The organism is Symbiopectobacterium sp. RP (assembly GCF_050472005.1).
Classification (GTDB): Bacteria; Pseudomonadota; Gammaproteobacteria; order Enterobacterales; family Enterobacteriaceae; genus Symbiopectobacterium.
In genome coordinates, this window is record NZ_JBGOGS010000001.1 from 899,135 (window position 1) to 919,379 (window position 20,245).

Below are 20,245 nucleotides of genomic sequence, written 5' to 3' on the forward strand. Positions count from 1 at the left end.
TTTGTCTTCGGGAGTGGGAAATGAAGCCTTTCTTACGCTGGTGTTATGTTGCGACAGCACTTATGCTGGCAGGATGCAGCAACACGGATTGGCGTAAAAACGCGGTATTGGCAATTCCAGTGCAGCCTGCTTTACAGCAGGAAGTCATTTTGGCGCGCATGGAACAAATTCTTGCCAGTCGGGCGTTAACCGATGACGAACGCGCACAGCTATTATATGAGCGCGGAGTGCTGTATGATAGTCTCGGACTGAGAGCGTTAGCGCGTAATGATTTTTCACAGGCGCTATCAATCCGTCCGGATATGCCGGAAGTGTTTAACTATCTCGGCACTTATTTAACGCAGGCAGTCAATTTTGATGCTGCCTATGAGGCGTTTGATTCTGTACTAGAGCTTGATCCAACTTACAATTATGCGCGTTTGAACCGGGGCATCGCCTTGTATTATGGCGGTCGTTACCTGTTAGCGCAGTATGATCTGCTGGCGTTTTATCGAGACGATCCGAACGATCCTTTCCGTACGTTATGGCTGTATTTGGCTGAACGGGAGATAGATCCCAATGCTGCCAAAGCCGCGCTGAAGAAGCGTTATGACAGTGCAGAAAGAGGTCCTTGGGGATGGAATATTGTCGAATTCTACCTAGGCAACATCAGTGAAGCTGTGCTGATGGAGCGCCTGAAAGCAGAAGCAACGGATAACACTTCGCTCGCTGAGCATCTCAGTGAAACTGACTTCTATTTAGGTAAGCACTACCTAAGTCTGGGGGACAAGAACAACGCCATGGCGCTGTTCAAGCTGGCGGTTGCCAACAACGTACATAACTTTGTTGAGCACCGCTATGCATTGTTGGAATTGGCATTGTTAGGCCAAGAGCAAGACGACCTATCAGGATCGGACCAGCAATAGCTGACGAACGTAATCAGCCGGGAACCATCGTTTCCATCGCCTTAACGGGCGAGGGCTTTTTTGTTCGTTTTTTAATCTAATTTGAGCCAGTTCACACTTTTCAATGAAAATGACTGAGTATTTTCTCGACAAATTACGTGTAGACTGGCCGCCATTTAACTATGAGGCACGTTTACATGGCAGAGTTTGAAACCTCTTTTGCTGACTTGGGGCTGTCCGCTCATATTTTGAATGCACTGTCGGATCTGGGGTATGAGAAACCCTCTCCCATCCAGGCAGAATGTATTCCTCATTTGCTTAATGGCCGCGACGTGCTGGGTATGGCCCAGACCGGTAGCGGCAAGACAGCAGCGTTTTCATTACCGCTGCTGCACAATATAAAGCCTGAACTGAAAGCACCGCAAATGCTGGTGCTGGCACCGACCCGTGAGTTGGCGGTGCAGGTGGCTGAAGCCTGTAATGATTTCTCTAAACACATGCACGGTGTGAGTGTGGTAGCGCTCTACGGCGGCCAGCGCTACGACGTTCAATTGCGTGCGCTGCGCCAGGGTGCACAAATTGTGGTCGGTACACCGGGACGTCTGCTGGATCACCTGAAACGCGGTACGCTGGATCTCTCCAACCTGAGCGGTCTGGTACTGGATGAAGCTGACGAAATGTTGCGTATGGGCTTCATTGACGATGTCGAAAGCATCATGGCCCAGATCCCGGCTCAGCACCAGACGGCACTGTTCTCGGCAACCATGCCGGAAGCGATTCGCCGTATTACGCGCCGCTTTATGAAAGATCCGCAGGAAGTGCGCATTCAATCAAGCGTGACGACGCGCCCAGATATCAGCCAGAGCTACTGGACTGTGCAAGGTATGCGTAAGAACGAAGCGCTGGTGCGTTTCCTGGAAGCGGAAGACTTTGACGCCGCTATTATTTTCGTGCGTACCAAGAACGCTACGCTGGAAGTGGCTGAAGCCTTGGAGCGTAGCGGGTACAACAGCGCGGCGCTGAACGGTGACATGAATCAGGCTCTGCGTGAGCAGACGCTGGAGCGCTTGAAAGATGGTCGTCTGGATATTCTGATCGCCACCGACGTTGCGGCACGCGGTCTGGATGTGGAACGTATCAGTCTGGTGGTGAACTACGATATTCCGATGGATGCCGAATCCTACGTGCACCGTATTGGCCGTACTGGCCGCGCCGGTCGTGCAGGTCGTGCATTACTGTTCGTGGAAAACCGTGAACGTCGCCTGCTGCGCAACGTTGAACGCACCATGAAGCTGACGATCCCTGAAGTCGATTTGCCGAATGTTGAACTGTTAGGCGAACGCCGTCTGGCGAAGTTTGCCGCCAAAGTGCAGTCACAACTGGAAAGCAGCGATCTGGATATGTACCGTGCGTTGCTGACTAAGCTGCAACCGGCTGAAGAGCTGGATATTGAAACGCTGGCGGCTGCATTGTTGAAAATGGCGCAAGGTGAGCGTCCGCTGATCCTGCCGCCAGAACCTGCGATCGAGCGGCGTCCGCGCCGCGAATTCCGCGATCGTAATGACCTCGGCGAGCGTCGCCCGGGTTATGATGGCGATCGTCCGCAGCGTCGTGATGTGGGTGAGATGCAGCTGTATCGCATCGAAGTGGGTCGTGATGATGGTGTTCAAGTTCGCCACATCGTTGGTGCCATTGCCATCGAAGGGGATATAAGCAGCCGTTACATCGGCAACATCAAGCTGTTCGCATCGCATTCTACCATCGAATTGCCGAAGGGAATGCCGGGCGATCTGCTGACGCATTTTACCCGCACGCGCATCTTGAACAAGCCGATGAACATGCAACTGATCGGTGATGCACAGCCGTTCGAGCGTCGTGAGCGTAGTGACAGCCGTGGCGCACCGCGTTCTGGCGCTAGCGATCGTCGTGACGGTGGCCGTCGTTCATTCGGTGGGCAGGGTGATGCTCGTCGTGAAGGTCAGGGTGAACGTCGTGACCGTAATTTCAACCGTGATGGTCAACGCAGTGAAGGTCAACGCGCTCCGCGCCGCCGTCCTGCTGATATTGGTCAATAAAAATCACATTAGGTAATCGGTGTATTGGCTTATCTTTGAGGCGAAGTTCAACACTTCGCTTCTAAGAATAAAATAGCCCTTTACATAACTTTTACCCTTGTATTTTTTTTGGTATAAAAAGCGGACCGCCAATAATGGTGGGCAGTTTTTTTTGACTCACCGGCTGAACTTAATTTTGTTTTAAGGTTTTAAAGGGATAGTCCAACTCTTCGGCGTGGTTATTGCGGTGCCGTAAGAGAGGTACTAAAAAATAGACCTCATTAAAGTAGTGCCATTTGGCGCTGCATAAAAAATAACAATGTTGTGTGGAGTTAACTATGTCTGAACGCTTTGTTAAGGAACGCTTTAGTTGGCGTTCGCTCGGATGGCTTTTGCTCTATTTTTGGTTTTTCTCCTGTGCACTCCAGCTTGTCATTGTTCTCACCGGTCATAGCGGTACCACGGGATTACGCGATTCGTTACTTTACAGCTTGCTATGGCTGATCCCTGTTTTTGTTTTCCCTGCCAGAACCAAAATCATTAGCAGCGTACTGGGTATCCTGTTATGGGCTACCTCTTTGATCGCCTTGGGTTATTACTCGATATATAAACAAGAGTTTTCACAAAGCGTTATGTTTGTGATGTTCGAGTCTAATAGCAAAGAAGCTGGTGAATATGTAAGTCAATATTTCAGTCTGAAAGTTTTGGCTATATTGATTTTTTATACGGTGATAGTTGGGTTCCTGTGGCGTAAAGTGCGACCAGTTTACCTGCCGTTTAAATATAAAGTGACGGTATGCACCTTAATTGCCGTAGTGCTGTTTGGTGTTCCTCTTTATAAAAAAATGCATAACGAGGGAGAGACACTGGAAGAGGCCAGCGGTTATCTGGCGAGCCGTATGTCCACTACCGCACCGTGGCAGTATATTGCAGGTTATGTTGAGTACCGCCAGCAGTTGGCAAGCATGACAGAAATGCTTAAACAGAATGCGGCATTGCCCCCGCTGGCAAACCTGAAAGACGCGAATGGTGATACGCCGCGCACGCTGGTGCTGGTGATCGGTGAGTCAACCACCAGTAGCCGCATGAGCCTATATGGCTATGGTCGTGAGACCACGCCGCGGCTAGACGCGTTGCGTAAAAGCGATCCCAATCTGGTGGTGTTCAACGATGTCGTGACCTCACGTCCGTACACCATTGAAATCTTGCAGCAGGCGCTGACGTTTGCCGATGAGTTGCAGCCGGATCTCTATCTGACCAAACCCTCGCTGATGAACATGATGAAACAGGCCGGATACAAAACGTTCTGGATCACCAATCAGCAGACCATGACCAAACGAAATACCTTGCTGACAGTGTTCTCTCAGCAGACAGACGAACAGTTCTATATGAACAATCAGCGCACTCAAAGCGCGCGTCAGTATGATGACGTGGTGTTCGCGCCGTTTGAAAAGGTATTGGCCGATCCCGCTGAGAAGAAGTTCATTGTGGTGCACCTGTTAGGTACTCACATGAAATACAAATTTCGTTATCCGGAAGAAACAACGAAATTTGTCGGGCGAGAAGGCATTCCTGACGGCGTGAGTGACAGCGATGTTGAAGTCTACAACGATTATGACAATGCTGAGCTGTACAACGATTATGTGGTCGAAACGCTGATCCGCACCTTTGAAAAAACGCAGCCGAATGGTTTCCTGTTCTACTTCTCGGATCACGGTGAAGATGTTTACGAGACGCCGCCGCACAACGTGCTCGGACGCGATGAATCTGTGCCGACGCGTACCATGTACACGGTGCCATTCATTCTCTGGAATTCGCCACAGTGGCAGAAAGATCACCCGATCGACTATGCCCCTTACGTAAACCGGAAATACAGCAGTGCGCATCTGCTGCATACTTGGTCAACATTGGCAGGACTCAGCTACGATCTTCAGGAACCGGAAAAAAGCCTAGTCAGCCCTGCGTTTCGAGAATCAAAACGTTTGATCGGCGATCCTTACGGTAAGAAGGCACTGCGCACCTTTGACAGCTTGCCGATGACGGCTGATAGCAGGTGATGGCACTTGCCATTCCCCTAGGGGCGTCATTCCCGCGTAGGCGGGAATCTCTGATAGGCTAAACGTTTTCCTTCTGTTAGAGATCCCCGCCCTAAAAGCCATAGGTATCTACACATCATAAAGGGTTAAAAACCACCATAGCGAAGTGGGCAAGTTCTTCCAGGGTATAGTCTGCTAATAACGTCAAGGTATTTAGCAGGATGGATAGTCCGGCAAGCAGCGCTGGGGCGTTTTCTTTACGCCCTCTTTTTTGTTGTCGTCCGGATAATCGGCAAATTAACTGACGGGCTGCCGCATTGTCGTCTCCTTCAGCGCGTTGCAGCCGCCATACCAGCACACATGCCATGCTAGCTATCAATAACCTGCGTAGCAGTGCACCAGCACTGCGCTGAAGCCATTTTTCTACATCATGACCGGCACCTTTCAGCAGCTTAAAAAAGGATTCAATACCCCAGCGCCAGTAATACCAGCGAGCGACTTCCGCGCTGGTGATCTCGTTGCTAACGTTTGTGAGCAGCGTCCAGCGTCCGATAAATTTACCGTGAGTATCGGTAAGGCGAACCACAACTAATCTGAGTGTCAGAGCTACGCCTGGCTGAACTTTCACTCGCCGTCCGGTGTTCTTGTCTTTCCGCTTCGCTTTTGCTGTTCGCGTTATAGCCAAGCGACATTATTTTGATAACAATCATCTGTATTTTTTGCCACATATCAGGGCATTAGCTGTAATCATTTTTAAGTCGGTTGGCTATATGATCACGGATGTTTCCCCGATCTCCATATTGGCTTTTTTCCCTTTCCAGCCAACCTGTCCGTTTGCGATAAATGGCAGATCGTCTGCAATTTCACCAATTTTACGGGTGTCACCGCCCCACTCGGCCCGATGCCCTTCCTTTCCCCGGATAAGCCAACATATTCCCTGGGAGCTTAATGTGCGCATATGCCCGATAGAGTCACCTTCACGGTCAATGAGATGAACTAACTTCTTCCCGCTATCAAGAGACTCAACGCGGGCGATATCAGCCGTCAAAGCATCCATATGAGTCAGACTCTCAGACAAGCCCTCGGTTAGCGTTGAACGACAACCCGCCCTATCGGTTAGAGTTTGAGACAGGGGCGCTATTGGTAAACCATTTGCAGCATCAAGCAGTAGGCTGGTTTGTAGTTCATAACCGACGTCGCCACCATGCGTCATTTTCAAACGTTCTTCTTTCCCATTGTGGGTACGAAACTGTAAATGAGACCAGTCGTGAACGACGAGAGCGTATGGATGCGGGCTAAGTGCAACCTGCCGGAGAGCCAGCGAAATAATCGGTTCATTGAGCTGACTGAAGCTAATACGTTCATTATTAAAAAAACGCCAAACGGCCTGAGTAGTGGCGAATGTTATTTTCTGCGCGCAGGCAAGGTCTTTAACGGCTGACGCCAATGGTGCTGCGGGAGTCATGTGTTGCTTAAGCAGACGCTGATAACGCCGGTTAAGGCGGGCATCAATCCCGCCGATGGATAAGTTGAGATCATGCAGCAACGTAATAGCAGATATTGCAAAAGATGTGTAGATACCTATGCCCTAAATAGAGTCTTTTCGTGCTTGATGATCAAAGATCTGCCCATTGATCATGATTTCGTCTACTTTCGTCTCTCGCAGCAAGCTACGCAAGCCATGTTGCACTTTACTGTTGTCACCCACGATCGCTAAACGCAGTGCTTGATCCACACCAAACTGTCCGGCTGGAGACCAGAGTGAACCCATATCTTGCACTGGCTCAGGCAGCGGTCCAAGTTGCCCACGACGCAAATTCAGAAACTGCTGTTGTATCGAGGTGAACAAGAAACGCGCATCGCGCTCACTTTCAGCCGCAATCACGTTCACGCACACCATGGCATAAGGCTTGTTCAGCGTGCTGGAGGGTTTGAATTTCTCCCGGTATAGTGCCATTGCCTGAAGCAACATATCCGGAGCGAAATGCGCGGCGAAGGCAAACGGTAATCCCAATGCTGCCGCTAACTGCGCGCTGTATAGCTAAACGACTTAATTTTGATTACATTATTTAAATGAGCTATTCAATTGATTTTAGACGTAAAGTGATATCTACACGGGAAGAAGAAGGGTCGAGTATCCGAGAAACAGCGAAGCAATTTCGGATTGGCCCTGCCTCTGTATCGCGTTGGATTAATCAAATAGCGTCAAAAGCATCGACCACGCGTCAGCGAAAGAGCGATAAATCCGAGTTGATAAAAAATGTTGAACAATATCCAGATGCTTACCAAAAAGAACGTACAGAGCGTTTTGGCGTTTGTCAGAAGGCCATTTGGCAAGCTCTTAAAAAGCTGGGATTGACCTATAAAAAAACTCTACGTCATCCGAAAGCCGACGAAAGCGCCTGGCAAGCATTTCAACAAAAAAACAACAGTATGAAAAAGAAGGTAAACCTATTGTTTTTATTGATGAAAATGGTTTTCCACACGATACCCCACGGACTCAGAGCCTGTACACGAGATTGTGTAATTGCCTGATTTTGATATGTTCAATCCAACATCAAAAGCAGGTTACTTTATGGACGAAAAACAGTTACAGGCTCTGGCTAACGAGCTTGCCAAAAATCTCAAAACCCCTGACGCTCTCAACCAGTTTGATCACATGCTGAAAAAGATCAGCGTTGAAGCTGCCCTTAATGCTGAAATGACCCATCACCTCGGGCATGAGAAGCACCAGTCCAAATCTGGAACTAACACGCGCAATGGCTACTCCACAAAGACTGTTATAGCCAAGCGACATTATTTTGATAACAATTAGCTGTATTTTTTTGCCACATATCAGGGCATTGGCTGTAATCATTTTTAAGTCTGTTGGCTATACCACCGGCGATGGTCCGTTGGAACTGCGTACACCACCTGATCGTGATGGTTCCTTTGAACCGCAACTGGTGAAGAAGAACAAGACCCGGATCTCCGGGATGGATAACCAGATTTTATCGTTGTATGCCAAAGGGATGATCACCCGAGAAATTGCCGCTGCGTTCAAAGAACTGTATGACGCGGATGTCTCACCCGCCCTGGTATCGAAGATCACCGATGCCGTTATGGAGCAGGTTATTGAATGGCAAAATCGCCCCCTGGATGCGGTTTATCCCATTGTTTACCTTGACTGTATCGTTCTGAAAGTCTGGCAGGACAGCCGCGTTATCAATAAGTCTGTGTTCCTGGCGCTGGGTATCAATATCGAAGGCCAGAAAGAGCTACTGGGGATGTGGCTGGCCGAAAATGAAGGTGCAAAGTTCTGGCTGAACGTGCTGAAAGAACTGAAAAACCGTGGCCTGACCGACATCCTCATTGGCTGTGTGGACGGCCTGAAAGGGTTCCCGGATGCCATCAACACGGTCTACCCGGAAGCCCGCATCCAGTTGTGCATCGTGCACATGGTGCGCAACAGTCTGCGCTTCGTTGCCTGGAAGGACTATAAGGCGGTAACACGCGACCTCAAAGCAGTGTATCAGGCTCCAACCGAAGAGGCCGCGCTTCAGGCGCTGGAGACGTTCGGTGGGACATGGGATCACCGCTATCCGCAGATAAGCCGGAGCTGGCAGTCAAACTGGGCCAACCTGTCGACATTCTTCTCGTACCTGCAGGAACTTCGCAAGGTAATCTACACGACGAACGCCATAGAATCACTGAACAGCGTGCTCCGGCATGCAATCAAGAAACGCAAGGTGTTCCCGACTGATGACTCGGTGAAGAAAGTCGTATGGCTGGCAATCCAGGCGGCATCACAGAAATGGACGATGCCCTTACAGGACTGGCGTATGGCAATGAGTCGCTTTATTATCGAGTTAGGTGACCGCCTTGACGGTCACTTCTGAGGAAAGGCATTTACACAAAATCTTAAACAGGCTCCGGACTCACGGCTATTCCCCAAAAGGTCAACGGTGTTTTGGCCTGAAAAACTGGGGAGCCAAGGGAAGAACAAATGTTATCGGCGCTTTATTAGGCACAACGCTGTTTGCTATCGGATTATTTGATATCAATATTAACAGCGATGTTTTCTATTCCTGAGTCACACAAGTCCTTATCCCAGTACTCCCTAAAAACAGTGTAATCGTGATGGACAATGCAACTTTTCACAAAAAACATAATATTCAACAAGTCATCATCGATGCAGGGTATATGGTGGAGTATTTGCCTACATATTCGCCAGATCTTAACCCAATTGAGCATAAATGGGCACAAGCAAAAAGCAAAAAAAGAGAGAGTGGTTGCGATACAGAGATTTTGTTCTCAGTCCATATGGTGTAATCAAAATTAAGTCGCTTGGCTATAGAGGCTGGAACCCAACAGCCAGAGGGGCACCTGTAAGCCTTGACCCGGTACGGCACGCACCGCTTGGTCTGGTTGAGCATCAGCAAAATAGCGTTGTAATTCCTGTACATCGCGGGGGAAATCGTCGATTTCCGCATTCTGGTGGCGACGCAGGGCCATCATGGTACGCTGATCGGTGCCCGGCGCACGTCCCAAGCCTAAATCGATACGCCCGGGATAGAGTGATTCCAGCGTACCGAACTGCTCGGCAATCACCAGCGGGGAGTGGTTTGGCAGCATGACGCCACCGGAGCCTAGGCTGTGTCCCTTAATTGCTTGAGCTATAGTATGCATCTGTTTCTACGACACTTTTGATTATGGCTCGCTACGATATTTCTGATGAAGCATGGGCAATCATTGATGAAGCATGGGCAATCATTGATGAAGCATGGGCAATCATTGATGAAGCATGGGCAATCATTGAGCCCTTGTTGCCAACCGTTTTGACATCTCCGCGGGCCGGCCGGCCGTGGGCAGAACATCGAAAAATCTTCAACGGCATGTTCTGGATACTGTGTTCAGGCGCACCATGGCGTGATTTACCTGAACGTTACGGCCCATGGAAAACCGTTTATAACCGTTTCAATAGATGGTCAAAGTCTGGAATCATTAACATTATTTTCAATAAGTTACTTTCATTTTCTTGATGCTCATGGACTTGTTGACTGGTCAGCCACTGCGCTGGATGGCAGTAATATCCGTGCGCTCAAATGTGCGGCTGGCGCTCAAAAAAACATCTCGATATTACCAACGATAATAGCCTGGGTCGCTCACGAGGTGGTTATGGCACCAAAATCCACATGGCGACTGACGGAAGCGGCATCCCGCTAAACATCGAACTGAGTGCTGGGCAGGGTCACGAAAGCCTGTTTGCGTTACGACTCTTGGACGGAATTGGCGTGCAACGCCAGAACGGCAGCATGAAGCGTCGTGGCCATGCAGTACTGGCTGACAAAGCCTACTCTGGGAATGCACTACGTAACGAGTTGAAAAAAGAGGGATAAAAACAGTTATTCCCTGAAAATCAAATGAAAAACTGGCTTCAGATGGACGCTCGCAACTTGATCGTGATGCTTATCGCCGTCGCAAGGTTGTGGAAAGGTGTTTTGGCCGTTTAAAGGAATATCGACGGATCGCCACACGTTATGAAAAAATGGCAAGAAACTATAGCCAAGCGATATTATTTTGATAACAATTAGGTGTATTAGTCGCGACTAGATCTGACACTGGACCTTGAAAGGTTGAGAGTCACCGGTTTTGATATGGGTGTCTAATCCTTAAACAAAACGCGAGGTAACTCTCATACTTCATACTAACAATCCCATTATCAAACACAAAGCCGGCCTGCTCAATCTCGCCGAAGAACTCGGTAACGTATCAAAAGCCTGCAAGAGCATGGGCGTGTCACGCGATACATTTTACCGTTATCAGGAACTGGCTGCTGAAGGCGGCATTGATGCGCTGGTTAACCAGAACCGCCGGGTTCCGAACCTGAAGAACCGCGCCGACGAAGCCACTGAACGCACGGTTGTTGATTATGCTATTGAGTTCCCGCCCCATGGGCAGCACCGGACCAGTAATGAGCTGCGTAAAAAAGGCGTGTTTATCTCCGGCAGCGGCGTGCGCTCCATCTGGCAACGACACGACCTGGAGAACTTCCGTAAACGCCTGAAGGCGCTTGAGGAAAAGGTCGCCAGAGAAGGCATTGTCCTTACCGACGCTCAAATCGCAGCCTTGGAGAAGAAGGCGCACGATGATGAGGCCTGCGGTGAAATCGAGACGGCACATCCCGGGTATCTGGGCTCGCAGGACACCTTCTACGTGGGCAATCTGAAGGGGGGTGGGCCGTATCTACCAGCAGACGTTCGTGGATACGTACTCGAAAGTGGCGCACTGCAAGCTGTATACGAATAAAACACCGCTCACCGCCGCCGACCTGCTCAATGATAGCGTACTCCCGTTCTACGAGGCTCAGGGACTGCCGGTGCTGAGAATACTGACCGACAGGGGTACGGAGTACTGTGGTAAAGTGGAGCAGCATGATTATCAGCTTTATCTGGCTATCAACGATATCGAGCATACGAAAACGAAGGCGATGTCTCCGCAGACGAACGGCACCTGCGAGCGCTTCCATAAAACCATTTTGCAGGATTTTTATCAGGTTACGTTCGGCAAGAAGTTATATGGAGACCTGGAAAGCCTGCAGGTAGATCTGGACAACTGGTTGTGGCATTACAATACTGAGCGAACTCATCAGGGAAAAATGTGCTGCGGGCGTACGCCGATGGCCACTTTACTCGATGGAAAACGGATCTGGGCAGAAAAGAATCTGAACCAGATGTAATCTGACAGACACCTATATAAATAATCGGTAACTGTCAGATCAGGTCTGAGCTAGTACAAATTAGGTGTATTTTTTTGCCACGTATCAGGGCATTGGCTGTAATCATTTTTAAGTCGGTTGGCTATATCTAGCAATGGTGAAACTGGGCTGCATCCGCTTGTTTTACCGCCGGTTACGCAATTAAGGGGCACAGCCTAGCCGGATGCGTTCAGTGCCGGAAGCAAGATAGCCGATCAGCACCGAGGTTGCGGCGCTGGCGATACCGGTCATGTTGTGGTGCTCGGCTAACTAATAACGGTGGTAACCCCATTTTTCCGCGTGCTGCGCCAGATCGAGCGAATGATGAAAGGCATCTCTGGGCGTCGCTCCCTGTGGGATCGGCGCTAAATCCAGAAGGGAAAACGGGATATCGTGAGAAAATGGTGTTGTTTGGGTATCGGTTGACATTGCGGCAGGCTCACTGTGTTTTTTCACAGTATTGCACACGCCCGCACTTTTTTATATTCAAAACGGGCGATCGGGCGGATCACCGCCCGACGCCAGTCAGGACACCAATTCCAGACCGGCGACGCGTCGCCAGTAGCCGTTACAATCGGCATCTTTCGTCAGGGACAGTGGTGCCTGACCTTGCTCGTTAGCGCGGAAGCTATCGACCAGGGTCAGCGTATCCAACGACTGTGGCGACAAGCGAACGATATCCACCAGACCTTGCATGGACGCCAGTTAGTTGCCGAGGTTATAGCAATAGCCGCTCTGCGTCTGGATACCGTTGAGCACAAACACGCGCTGGTTTTCCTGCGACAGCATGGCGCACCCCTGCGGGTACTTGATGCAGCAGGTTTCACACTCATCCTTGGCGCGGTTTTCTGAGCGAGCGGTGAAACAGCGCGCTGAATAAGCCAGCGGCAAGTGCCCGTAACTCAGCACCTCCACCTCGAACTGATGGCGAAAACCGAGCTCATCGCATTGGTCAATGGCTTGTCGCCAGACGCGGGTGATTTGGCTGACATAGGCCGGGCTGCGCTGGCGTCCTTCAATTTTTACTGAGGCAATGTTGGCTGCCATCAGTTCCGGCAGTAACTCCAGCGTGTTCAGGCTGGTTGGTTCTTCCAGTGCGTGGTAACGCTCGCCGCCCACCAGATAGTGACCTTTGCAGAGCGTGGGATAACCGGCATTTTCATCGTCCTGATATCTCTCGATCAGAACATTATTCAAGCGCGATTCCATCCCTTTTTCGGTTTGCTGCCAGCGCACAAAACGAGCGGGCGAACAGGCACCGACGGTATTGGAGGATTCCCCCGTCAGGTAGGAGGAGAGGTAACAGCGACCTTCAGCCATGATGCACAGGCTGCCGAACGCGAACACTTCCAGAGGCACCGGGCTTGTACGTGCCAATTGCTTAACCTGATGGATCGACAATACGCGAGGCAGTACGATGCGGTGAACTGCAAAGTGGCGCTGATAAAAACGAATTGCTTCTTCGTTAGTGGCAGATGCTTGTACAGAGACGTGCCGTTCAATATGCGGATAGCGCTCTGCGGCATACTCAAGCATGGCAAGATCAGCTATGATCAGCGCATCGGCACCCATATTGGCCGCCATATCGACAGCGCGTTCCCAGCGTTGATAGCCGTTTGGGTGGGCAAACGTATTGATGGCGATATGCAATTTGCGCTGATGGCGATATGCAATTTGCGCTGATGGCGATGCACATAGTCGCTCGCCTCCTGCAACTTCTTGTCCGTGAAGTTCAACCCAGCGAAGTGGCGTGCGTTGGTATCGTCTTTTAGCCCGGTGTAAACAGCGTCGGCACCGTTATCAATTGCCGCTTTCAGTGCAGGCAGGTTCCCTGCGGGGGACAGTAATTCCATACGGGTTTCCTCATTCATCAGGCAGCATGATGTCATGTCAGGGCTGATGCAGGGCGGGGACATGCGGAAAATGGGGATATCAACGCACGACCCTTCTTTAACGTTAGGGAATCTTAATTAACCCGCTGGTGCAGCACTTTGATTTAGGCCAGCTTATCGTGTAATGAATAGGGGTTGCTTGCATGCATTACCGAGATTTTCTTGCATAATAATGAAATTATTGACCCGGCATCGCGTCTGCTTTACTGGACTGTGGCAAAATAGTGCGATGAGAAAAGCAGCACATGCGGTGCGCATGGCCCGAGCGGACCCTGCGTTCAGCGGGTGAGTGGTTTGGATTGAACGGTTTGCTTTATAAGGGGTACATCAGTGTTGGAAAAACTACGGGCACAGATTGTGCGTCAAGGTCCTGCCTTGTTAGGTAAGCCTCTGAAATTCAACCCATTTGCCCTACAGCGGCAGGTGTTGGAGCGGGTACTGAGCTGGCAGTTTCAGCAGGCGTTGGGTGAAGGAGAGCTGTCATTTCTGACAGAACGCTGGCTGAAAGTGGAAGTCCGTGATGTCGGGCTGACCTGGTTTGTGACATTGCGAGACGATCGCTTGGTGGTGAGCCAGCATGAAGTGGAAGACGTCAGCTTCAGCGCTGAAGCCAACGATCTGGTACTGATCGCCGCACACCGTGAAGATCCCGATACGCTATTTTTCCAGCGTCGTTTGCGCATTGAAGGCGATACTGAACTGGGGCTGTATGTTAAAAACCTGATGGATTCTATCGATCTGGATGCCATGCCAGCGCCGTTGCGCATTGGTTTGCTGCGTCTGGCCGATTTCGTTGAGGCGGGATTACATGAGGGCGCGATGCACGCTGACGATCGCGCGGTCACCACATGTTAGTACGGGTGGAAATTCCGGTAGATGCAGCGGGTATTGATGCGCTGCTGCGTCGTGCGTTTCCCACCTCGGCAGAGGCCGAACTGGTTCATCAACTGCGGGAAGACGGGCTGTTAACGCTTGGCGTAGTCGCGACGGATGACGAAGGCGTGGTGATGGGATACGTCGCTTTTAGCCCTGTGACCATTGCAGAGGAAGAGCGTCAGTGGGTCGCTTTGGGGCCGCTAGTGGTAGATGAAACGCTGCGCCGTCAAGGATGGGGTGAAAAGCTGGTTTACGAAGGGCTGGATGCGCTAAACGAGTTTGGTTACACCGCCGTGGTGGTGCTCGGTTCTCCCGCTTATTATGCTCGCTTTGGTTTTGTGCCTGCCCGGGAGCAGCAGTTACGCTGCCGCTGGCCTGATAGTGATGACGCTTTCCAGATGTACCCGCTTTCCGATAACCATTTTGAAGGCGTGAGTGGCATCGTGGATTATGCTGTGCCCTTCCAACGTTTTCTGCCCTGAGCGCTTTAGGGAACATCAGCACGTATATAGTCAGAGAGCGTCGTAGGCTGGTCGCGCACCAGCCTCTCTTTTTGCTGCTTGCTCAGTTGCTTCAGGCGGTATTCCAGCCGTAACGCCGTGGTGTGATCCCCCACCTCACAGTGATAGACCAGTGTCAGTTCGCCTTTCCCTCGCAGTGCCTTTGCGCCTTTTCCATCCTGGTGCTGTGCCACTCTGCGTGCCACATCATCGCGCGTGATACCAGTATAGAGCGCGCCGTTAGCGGTGCGCAGCATATAGAGTTGCCATTGGGGGCGTGAGGCATCTGTCATGGTTAAGGGGGCGTCTTTATCAGTCACGATAATGGCAGTGTAGCTTGAAGCTCTGAATTCAAAAAACCTTATTTTTTATATGGTCTTGATGTAACGCTAACTTTATAGCCAACCGACTTAAAAATGATTACAGCCAATGCCCTGATATGTGGCAAAAAAATACAGCTAATTGTTATCAAAATAATGTCGCTTGGCTATATCAAAACCGGTAACTCTCAACCTTTCAAGGTCCAGTGTCAGATCTAGTCGCGACTAATACAGTTTATTCAACAAAGCCTATTGCATCCCGAAAATCGCGGGTGTTTTCAAAATGGCGATTATTCCGTGCATGCTCATTCATCACTTTCCACAGGCGTTCTATCGCGTTCAGATTCGGACTGTAAGGCGGTAAATAGTGAAGCTCTATGTTCACGACAAAGGCCCAATCCTTAATCAATTGGGTTCGGTGATAACCTGCACCGTCCAGTATTACATGGATTCTCTGTCGGTAATCAGGGTAACGTTTGCGTATCTCAATGAAAAAACGAGCAATGTTGTAGTCATTAATTGTTTTGTAATCGTGAATAACCGTACCGCCGATATCGCTCAGATTCAGCGCACCCAGTATATTCAGACGGGTTCGACTTCCCGTTGTTTTAACTGACTTTTTATGCCCTTTTCGTATCCATCCATAACTGAGCTTTGTGGCTTGTGTCGGATGAACCGCATCGATAAACAGAATCGCCTCATTGCCGGCTGTTTTCTTTAAATTCTCATAATATTCAATGAAATGCTTCTGATTTTCTTCACTGAATTTATGGGGTACGCCCGCCGGTTTTTTGTAGGAGAAACCATGACGGTGCAACCACTTGTTCATGCCGGGAATACTGAATCGGATAGCCCAGCGATGTTCGACATAAGCCACGATGTCGTGGGTATGATGGAAGAGATGTTGAGATAACTAGCTGATTAAGAGCGCAGTCTTTTCAGCACAAAGCCGACTTGCAGACCCACCGTTTTCAGGTTTAAGTTTGCGAGTGTTGACGTAATCGTTGATATGTTGGTTTACCGTCGTTTCGTGCAGACGCAGAGCTTGCGCAATCATCGCAGAGCTCCAGCCTTCGGAGGCCAGCAGGACGGCTTTGATGCGATCACAAAAACGCTTATCACGACTGGTGTCATGAAGGTGTTCGAGTTCGGCTTTTTGGTTGTCGGTAATAAATATCTTCATAGCGGGTGAGCATGATCTTCTTACCGCGTAAAATCAAGCATCTTCAATGATCACGGGTATATCAAATAATCCGATAGCAAACAGCGTTGTGCCTAATAAAGCGCCGATAACATTTGTTCTTCCCTTGCCTCCCCAGTTTTTCAGCCCAAAACACCGTTGACCTTTTGGGGAATAGCCGTGAGTCCGTGGGGTATCGTGTGGAAAACCATGTTCATCAATAAAAACAATAGGTTTACCTTCTTTTTCATACTGTTGTATTTTTTGTTGAAATGCTTGCCGGGCGCTTTCGTCGGCTTTCGGATGACGTAGAGTTTTTTTTATAGGTCAATCCCAGCTTTTTAAGAGCGTGCCAAATGGCCTTCTGACAAACGCCAAAACGCTCTGCACGTTCTTTTTTGGTAAGCATCTGGATATGGTTCAACATCTTTTATCAACTCGGATTTATCGATCTTTCGCTGACGCGTGGTCGATGCTTTTGACGCTATTTGATTAATCCAACGCGATACAGAGGCAGGGGCAATCCGAAATTGCTTCGCTGTTTCTCGGATACTCAACCCTTCTTCTTCCCGTGTAGATATCACTTTACGTCTAAAATCAATTGAATAGCTCATTTAAATAATGTAATCAAAATTAGGTCGTTTAGCTATATCAGGGCATTAGCTGTAATCATTTTTAAGTCGGTTGGCTATGGGTATCCCAACGGGCCTTGAATGGCCAGACTGAGAAATTAGCGATGGGACTTACCATACGCTACTCTTTCCCCACCGTGTACCCTGTGTACCACCGTGGTTAGCACAGAACGCCACTCACTTCGAATAAGGTTTCGCCAGCAACAAACGGGTGCATTCCCAGCACTTTGCGCTTATGCTTGTGTCCCGCCGTATCTGCTCGTCACATTTAGCATTTAGCTCGCTGGAGCGCTTTTCATGACAACACTGTCTACCGTATTAAAAATTCGCCGTCCTGATGACTGGCATCTTCACCTGCGCGACGATGACGTACTCGCAACCGTGTTACCGTTTACCAGTCGTCATTTTGGCCGCGCGATTGTAATGCCCAACCTGACACCGCCGATCACCACCATCGCCAGTGCGCTGGCCTATCGCGAACGCATTCTCGCCACGATCCCGGCAGGTGACGATTTTCAACCGTTGATGACATGCTATCTGACAGACTCGCTAGACGCGGAAGAGGTCGTGGCAGGCTTCCAACAAGGGATATTTACCGCCGCCAAGCTCTATCCAGCAAACGCGACCACCAACTCCAGTTTTGGTGTTACCGATGTTGCCACTATCTACCCTATCCTTGAGCAAATGGCAGACATCGGCATGCCGCTGCTGATTCACGGCGAAGTGACCGATCCAGCGATCGATATTTTCGACCGCGAAGCCCGTTTTATCGAATCAGTCATGGAGCCGCTGCGCAAACGCTTCCCTACACTGAAAATCGTGTTTGAACACATAACAACCCTCGAAGCCGCACAATACGTGTTGGACGGCGATCGCTATCTGGGCGCTACCGTAACGCCGCAACACCTGATGTTTAACCGCAACCACATGCTGGTGGGCGGTGTGCGGCCTCACTTGTATTGCCTGCCGATTCTGAAACGTAATATTCACCAACAGGCACTGCGCGATGCGGTCGCCAGTGGTTCCGACCGTTTCTTTCTCGGTACGGATTCAGCGCCTCATGCGCGCCACAAGAAAGAAGCAAGTTGTGGCTGTGCCGGGGTATTCAACGCGCAGGCCGCGCTTTGTGCCTACGCCACCGTGTTTGAGGAGATCGGCGCGCTGGATAAGTTAGAAGCGTTCTGCTCGCTCAATGGACCCGCATTTTACGGTTTACCGATCAATGAGGGCTGGATTGAACTGCATAAGGCTCCCACAACCTTCCCAGAAAGCATCGCCTTAGCGGATGACGCGCTGGTGCCCTTCCTTGCCGGTCAAACCTTGGACTGGCAAGTACGTTAATCTCACCACCCGTGTGCGGCGTATTCGCAGCGCACAGGCTTTTAACGGCCTTTGCATTTCACCACCACATATTTGTATCAGCCCTATTTCTCTCCCTGATCTTTGACTGTATAAATAACCAGTAAATTAAAGGAGAGTATCATGCGCGTAGAACTCACATTAGCCAAATCAGCCCCTTTACCCGCTGGCGCCCTTGAAGCCTTGACGCACGAATTGACCCAGCGCGTACACCGTTATTATCCCGATATAGCTAAACGACTTAATTTTGATTACATTATTTAAATGAGCTATTCAATTGATTTTAGACGTAAAGTGATATCTACACGGGAAGAAGAAGGGTTGAGTATCCGGGAAACAGCGAAGCAATTTCGGATTGGCCCTGCCTCTGTATCGCGTTGGATTAATCAAATAGCGTCAAAAGCATCGACCACGCGTCAGCGAAAGAGCGATAAATCCGAGTTGATAAAAGATGTTGAACCATATCCAGATGCTTACCAAAAAGAACGTGCAGAGCGTTTTGGCGTTTGTCAGAAGGCCATTTGGCACGCTCTTAAAAAGCTGGGATTGACCTATAAAAAAACTCTACGTCATCCGAAAGCCGACGAAAGCGCCCGGCAAGCACTTCAATAAAAAATACAACAGTATGAAAAATAAGGTAAACCTATTGTTTTTATTGATGAAAGTGGTTTTCCACACGATACCCCACGGACTCACGGCTATTCCCCAAAAGGTCAACGGTGTTTTGGCCTGAAGAACGGGGGAACCAAGGAAAGAACAAATGTTATCGGCGCGTTATTAGGCACAACGCTGTTTGCTATCGGATTATTTGATATCAATATTAACAGCGATGTTTTCTATTCCTGGGTCACACAAGTCCTTATCCCAGTACTCCTTAAAAACAGTGTAATCGTGATGGACAATGCAACTTTTCACAAAAAACATAATATTCAACAAGTCATCATCGAGGCAGGGTATATGGTGGAGTATTTGCCTACATATTCGCCAGATCTTAACCCCATTGAGCATAAATGGGCACAAGCAAAAAGCAAAAAAAGAGAGAGTGGTTGCGATACAGAGATTTTGTTCTCAGTCCATATAGTGTAATCAAAATTAAGTCGCTTGGCTATAGTGCCATTCAGGTCCGTTACGCCGCAGCCAACAATCTGAGCGTATTGGGAGGAAACAAGGATGATAAGGCGTTAATTTCAGAAATTATTCAGGAAACCTGGGAGAGCGCCGACGATTGGTTTAGCGCGGAATAATCACTGGAATTAATAATCGAGACCTTCTATTTTATCCTTGTATAGCCAACCGACTTAAAAATGATTACAGCCAATGCCCTGATATGTGGCAAAAAAATACAGCTAATTGTTATCAAAATAATGTCGCTTTGCTATAATCTTCACACTAGCCTGTAGATGCTCGATGACGGAGAGACATGACAATGACGGTAGAGAAACCAGAACAAGCCATGACATTCGGCGAATTATTGACGCTCATTGGAGACCAGCAGCACAAGATTGATGCGCTGGAACTGGCGTTTTCCTCCCTTGCATTTGCATTGGATGAAAGAACGGCACAGCTGTTGCTACATAATTTGAAACTGGAATCGCACAACGAACACCGCGCAGAGCAGACCAAAAAACATCTGGCGTTGCTTATTGCCGTGTTTGAAAAGCATGCCGGTATTAGCGCCGAATAACCTGTTTTGTGCCCGCCTGACTGATATCCACGGCTTTGTTGAATAAATAGAACTTTTGGGTAATCATCGGAGCAGATCAACACAGTTGTTTC

The 20,245-nt window shown here is 49.5% G+C and carries 20 protein-coding genes and 10 pseudogenes; 18 read left to right on the forward strand and 12 right to left on the reverse strand.

Features of this window, described 5'->3' with window-relative positions:
* The first annotated feature begins 20 nt into the window (after nt 1-20).
* The 3 genes from nlpI to cptA all read left to right on the forward strand — a co-directional run bounded on the left by nlpI (nt 21) and on the right by cptA (nt 4,995).
* Complete coding sequence (gene nlpI, locus ACD630_RS05840) at nt 21-905, forward strand: lipoprotein NlpI (RefSeq protein WP_430358413.1); 885 nt, start codon at nt 21-23, stop codon at nt 903-905.
* A gap of 176 nt (nt 906-1,081) precedes the next feature.
* Nucleotides 1,082-2,959 (forward strand): DEAD/DEAH family ATP-dependent RNA helicase, encoded by a 1,878-nt coding sequence (locus ACD630_RS05845; RefSeq protein WP_430358414.1) that lies wholly within the window; start codon nt 1,082-1,084, stop codon nt 2,957-2,959.
* 317 nt (nt 2,960-3,276) lie between these two features.
* A complete protein-coding gene (gene cptA, locus ACD630_RS05850; protein ID WP_430358415.1) occupies nt 3,277-4,995 on the forward strand; it encodes a phosphoethanolamine transferase CptA in 1,719 nt (572 codons plus the stop codon).
* Nucleotides 4,996-5,110: 115 nt separating this feature from the next.
* Here the strand turns inward: cptA and ACD630_RS05855 are convergent, their stop codons facing one another.
* The 3 genes and pseudogenes from ACD630_RS05855 to ACD630_RS05865 all read right to left on the reverse strand — a co-directional run.
* Nucleotides 5,111-5,659: a hypothetical protein gene (locus ACD630_RS05855; RefSeq protein ID WP_430358416.1), complete on the reverse strand. Its 549-nt coding sequence runs from the start codon at nt 5,657-5,659 to the stop codon at nt 5,111-5,113.
* A gap of 81 nt (nt 5,660-5,740) precedes the next feature.
* The gene (locus ACD630_RS05860) at nt 5,741-6,520 is read right to left on the reverse strand and encodes a hypothetical protein (protein ID WP_430358417.1); all 780 of its coding nucleotides are present in this window, start codon (nt 6,518-6,520) and stop codon (nt 5,741-5,743) included.
* Between the two features lie 42 nt (nt 6,521-6,562).
* Nucleotides 6,563-7,015: pseudogene (locus tag ACD630_RS05865) on the reverse strand (LLM class flavin-dependent oxidoreductase); the annotation flags it as partial.
* Nucleotides 7,016-7,047: 32 nt separating this feature from the next.
* Here ACD630_RS05865 and ACD630_RS05870 point away from each other — a divergent pair.
* From ACD630_RS05870 to ACD630_RS05885, 4 genes and pseudogenes are all read left to right on the forward strand, one after another.
* Nucleotides 7,048-7,509, forward strand: a complete 462-nt coding sequence (locus ACD630_RS05870; RefSeq protein WP_430358418.1) for an IS630 transposase-related protein — start codon at nt 7,048-7,050, stop codon at nt 7,507-7,509.
* Nucleotides 7,510-7,549: 40 nt separating this feature from the next.
* A pseudogene (locus ACD630_RS05875) lies at nt 7,550-8,852 on the forward strand (IS256 family transposase).
* The gene (locus ACD630_RS05880; protein ID WP_430358419.1) at nt 8,836-9,045 is read left to right on the forward strand and encodes a hypothetical protein; all 210 of its coding nucleotides are present in this window, start codon (nt 8,836-8,838) and stop codon (nt 9,043-9,045) included. The pseudogene ACD630_RS05875 and the gene ACD630_RS05880 overlap by 17 nt, the downstream one beginning before the upstream one ends.
* A 15-nt stretch (nt 9,046-9,060) precedes the next feature.
* Nucleotides 9,061-9,285: a transposase gene (locus tag ACD630_RS05885; RefSeq protein WP_430359920.1), complete on the forward strand. Its 225-nt coding sequence runs from the start codon at nt 9,061-9,063 to the stop codon at nt 9,283-9,285.
* Nucleotides 9,286-9,303: 18 nt separating this feature from the next.
* On the opposite strand, the pseudogene ACD630_RS05890 reads toward ACD630_RS05885, so the two are convergent.
* Nucleotides 9,304-9,609: pseudogene (locus ACD630_RS05890) on the reverse strand (LLM class flavin-dependent oxidoreductase); the annotation flags it as partial.
* 134 nt (nt 9,610-9,743) lie between these two features.
* Here ACD630_RS05890 and ACD630_RS05895 point away from each other — a divergent pair.
* A pseudogene (locus ACD630_RS05895) lies at nt 9,744-10,537 on the forward strand (IS5 family transposase).
* Between the two features lie 113 nt (nt 10,538-10,650).
* Nucleotides 10,651-11,692, forward strand: a pseudogene (locus tag ACD630_RS05900) (IS481 family transposase).
* A 192-nt stretch (nt 11,693-11,884) separates the two neighbouring features.
* On the opposite strand, the pseudogene ACD630_RS05905 reads toward ACD630_RS05900, so the two are convergent.
* The 3 pseudogenes from ACD630_RS05905 to ubiU form a co-directional block, all read right to left on the reverse strand.
* Nucleotides 11,885-12,139, reverse strand: a pseudogene (locus ACD630_RS05905) (LLM class flavin-dependent oxidoreductase); the annotation flags it as partial.
* A gap of 96 nt (nt 12,140-12,235) precedes the next feature.
* Nucleotides 12,236-12,664 (reverse strand): annotated as a pseudogene (locus ACD630_RS05910) (U32 family peptidase); the annotation flags it as partial.
* Nucleotides 12,656-13,563, reverse strand: a pseudogene (ubiU, locus tag ACD630_RS05915) (ubiquinone anaerobic biosynthesis protein UbiU); the annotation flags it as partial. The pseudogenes ubiU and ACD630_RS05910, both read right to left, overlap by 9 nt.
* A 369-nt stretch (nt 13,564-13,932) precedes the next feature.
* Between ubiU and ubiT the strand changes: the two are divergent.
* Together ubiT and ACD630_RS05925 are read left to right on the forward strand one after the other, a co-directional pair.
* On the forward strand, nt 13,933-14,457 hold the full coding sequence (gene ubiT / locus ACD630_RS05920; protein ID WP_430358420.1) for a ubiquinone anaerobic biosynthesis accessory factor UbiT: 525 nt from the start codon (nt 13,933-13,935) through the stop codon (nt 14,455-14,457).
* On the forward strand, nt 14,451-14,960 hold the full coding sequence (locus tag ACD630_RS05925; protein ID WP_430358421.1) for a GNAT family N-acetyltransferase: 510 nt from the start codon (nt 14,451-14,453) through the stop codon (nt 14,958-14,960). The genes ubiT and ACD630_RS05925 overlap by 7 nt, the downstream gene beginning before the upstream one ends.
* A 5-nt stretch (nt 14,961-14,965) precedes the next feature.
* Here ACD630_RS05925 and ACD630_RS05930 read toward each other — a convergent pair whose 3' ends face one another.
* Complete coding sequence (locus tag ACD630_RS05930) at nt 14,966-15,271, reverse strand: GIY-YIG nuclease family protein (protein ID WP_430358422.1); 306 nt, start codon at nt 15,269-15,271, stop codon at nt 14,966-14,968.
* A gap of 123 nt (nt 15,272-15,394) precedes the next feature.
* Here ACD630_RS05930 and ACD630_RS05935 point away from each other — a divergent pair, with 123 nt between their 5' ends.
* Nucleotides 15,395-15,517, forward strand: coding sequence for a hypothetical protein (locus tag ACD630_RS05935; RefSeq protein ID WP_430358423.1), 123 nt, complete (start codon nt 15,395-15,397; stop codon nt 15,515-15,517).
* 31 nt (nt 15,518-15,548) lie between these two features.
* On the opposite strand, the pseudogene ACD630_RS05940 reads toward ACD630_RS05935, so the two are convergent.
* The 4 genes and pseudogenes from ACD630_RS05940 to ACD630_RS05955 all read right to left on the reverse strand — a co-directional run.
* Nucleotides 15,549-16,481: pseudogene (locus ACD630_RS05940) on the reverse strand (IS630 family transposase); the annotation flags it as partial.
* Between the two features lie 33 nt (nt 16,482-16,514).
* Nucleotides 16,515-16,802 (reverse strand): transposase, encoded by a 288-nt coding sequence (locus tag ACD630_RS05945; protein WP_430359921.1) that lies wholly within the window; start codon nt 16,800-16,802, stop codon nt 16,515-16,517.
* Nucleotides 16,726-16,887: an IS630 transposase-related protein gene (locus ACD630_RS05950; RefSeq protein WP_430358424.1), complete on the reverse strand. Its 162-nt coding sequence runs from the start codon at nt 16,885-16,887 to the stop codon at nt 16,726-16,728. Before ACD630_RS05950 ends, ACD630_RS05945 begins: the two co-directional genes overlap by 77 nt.
* Nucleotides 16,820-17,092: an IS630 transposase-related protein gene (locus ACD630_RS05955; RefSeq protein ID WP_430358425.1), complete on the reverse strand. Its 273-nt coding sequence runs from the start codon at nt 17,090-17,092 to the stop codon at nt 16,820-16,822. Before ACD630_RS05955 ends, ACD630_RS05950 begins: the two co-directional genes overlap by 68 nt.
* Before the next feature lie 315 nt (nt 17,093-17,407).
* Here ACD630_RS05955 and pyrC point away from each other — a divergent pair, with 315 nt between their 5' ends.
* From pyrC to ACD630_RS05985, 6 genes and pseudogenes are all read left to right on the forward strand, one after another.
* Entirely contained in the window at nt 17,408-18,451 is a 1,044-nt protein-coding gene (gene pyrC / locus ACD630_RS05960; RefSeq protein WP_430358426.1) for a dihydroorotase, read from the forward strand.
* Between the two features lie 141 nt (nt 18,452-18,592).
* Complete coding sequence (locus ACD630_RS05965) at nt 18,593-18,733, forward strand: DinI-like family protein (protein ID WP_430358427.1); 141 nt, start codon at nt 18,593-18,595, stop codon at nt 18,731-18,733.
* On the forward strand, nt 18,734-19,081 hold the full coding sequence (locus ACD630_RS05970) for an IS630 transposase-related protein (protein ID WP_430358428.1): 348 nt from the start codon (nt 18,734-18,736) through the stop codon (nt 19,079-19,081).
* Between the two features lie 42 nt (nt 19,082-19,123).
* Nucleotides 19,124-19,555 (forward strand): transposase, encoded by a 432-nt coding sequence (locus tag ACD630_RS05975; RefSeq protein ID WP_430359922.1) that lies wholly within the window; start codon nt 19,124-19,126, stop codon nt 19,553-19,555.
* 23 nt (nt 19,556-19,578) lie between these two features.
* Nucleotides 19,579-19,713: pseudogene (locus ACD630_RS05980) on the forward strand (DinI-like family protein); the annotation flags it as partial.
* Between the two features lie 182 nt (nt 19,714-19,895).
* Entirely contained in the window at nt 19,896-20,153 is a 258-nt protein-coding gene (locus ACD630_RS05985; protein WP_430358429.1) for a hypothetical protein, read from the forward strand.
* Nucleotides 20,154-20,245 lie beyond the last annotated feature (92 nt).

Coding starts and splice junctions, on each gene's coding strand:
- nlpI (WP_430358413.1), top strand. CDS start 21: ATGAAGCCTTTCTTACGCTGGTGTTATGTTGCGACAGCACTTATGCTG.
- ACD630_RS05845 (WP_430358414.1), top strand. CDS start 1,082: ATGGCAGAGTTTGAAACCTCTTTTGCTGACTTGGGGCTGTCCGCTCAT.
- cptA (WP_430358415.1), top strand. CDS start 3,277: ATGTCTGAACGCTTTGTTAAGGAACGCTTTAGTTGGCGTTCGCTCGGA.
- ACD630_RS05870 (WP_430358418.1), top strand. CDS start 7,048: ATGAGCTATTCAATTGATTTTAGACGTAAAGTGATATCTACACGGGAA.
- ACD630_RS05925 (WP_430358421.1), top strand. CDS start 14,451: ATGTTAGTACGGGTGGAAATTCCGGTAGATGCAGCGGGTATTGATGCG.
- ACD630_RS05930 (WP_430358422.1), bottom strand. CDS start 15,271: ATGACAGATGCCTCACGCCCCCAATGGCAACTCTATATGCTGCGCACC.
- ACD630_RS05935 (WP_430358423.1), top strand. CDS start 15,395: ATGATTACAGCCAATGCCCTGATATGTGGCAAAAAAATACAGCTAATT.
- ACD630_RS05950 (WP_430358424.1), bottom strand. CDS start 16,887: ATGCTTACCAAAAAAGAACGTGCAGAGCGTTTTGGCGTTTGTCAGAAG.
- ACD630_RS05955 (WP_430358425.1), bottom strand. CDS start 17,092: ATGAGCTATTCAATTGATTTTAGACGTAAAGTGATATCTACACGGGAA.
- pyrC (WP_430358426.1), top strand. CDS start 17,408: ATGACAACACTGTCTACCGTATTAAAAATTCGCCGTCCTGATGACTGG.
- ACD630_RS05965 (WP_430358427.1), top strand. CDS start 18,593: ATGCGCGTAGAACTCACATTAGCCAAATCAGCCCCTTTACCCGCTGGC.
- ACD630_RS05970 (WP_430358428.1), top strand. CDS start 18,734: ATGAGCTATTCAATTGATTTTAGACGTAAAGTGATATCTACACGGGAA.
- ACD630_RS05985 (WP_430358429.1), top strand. CDS start 19,896: ATGACGGTAGAGAAACCAGAACAAGCCATGACATTCGGCGAATTATTG.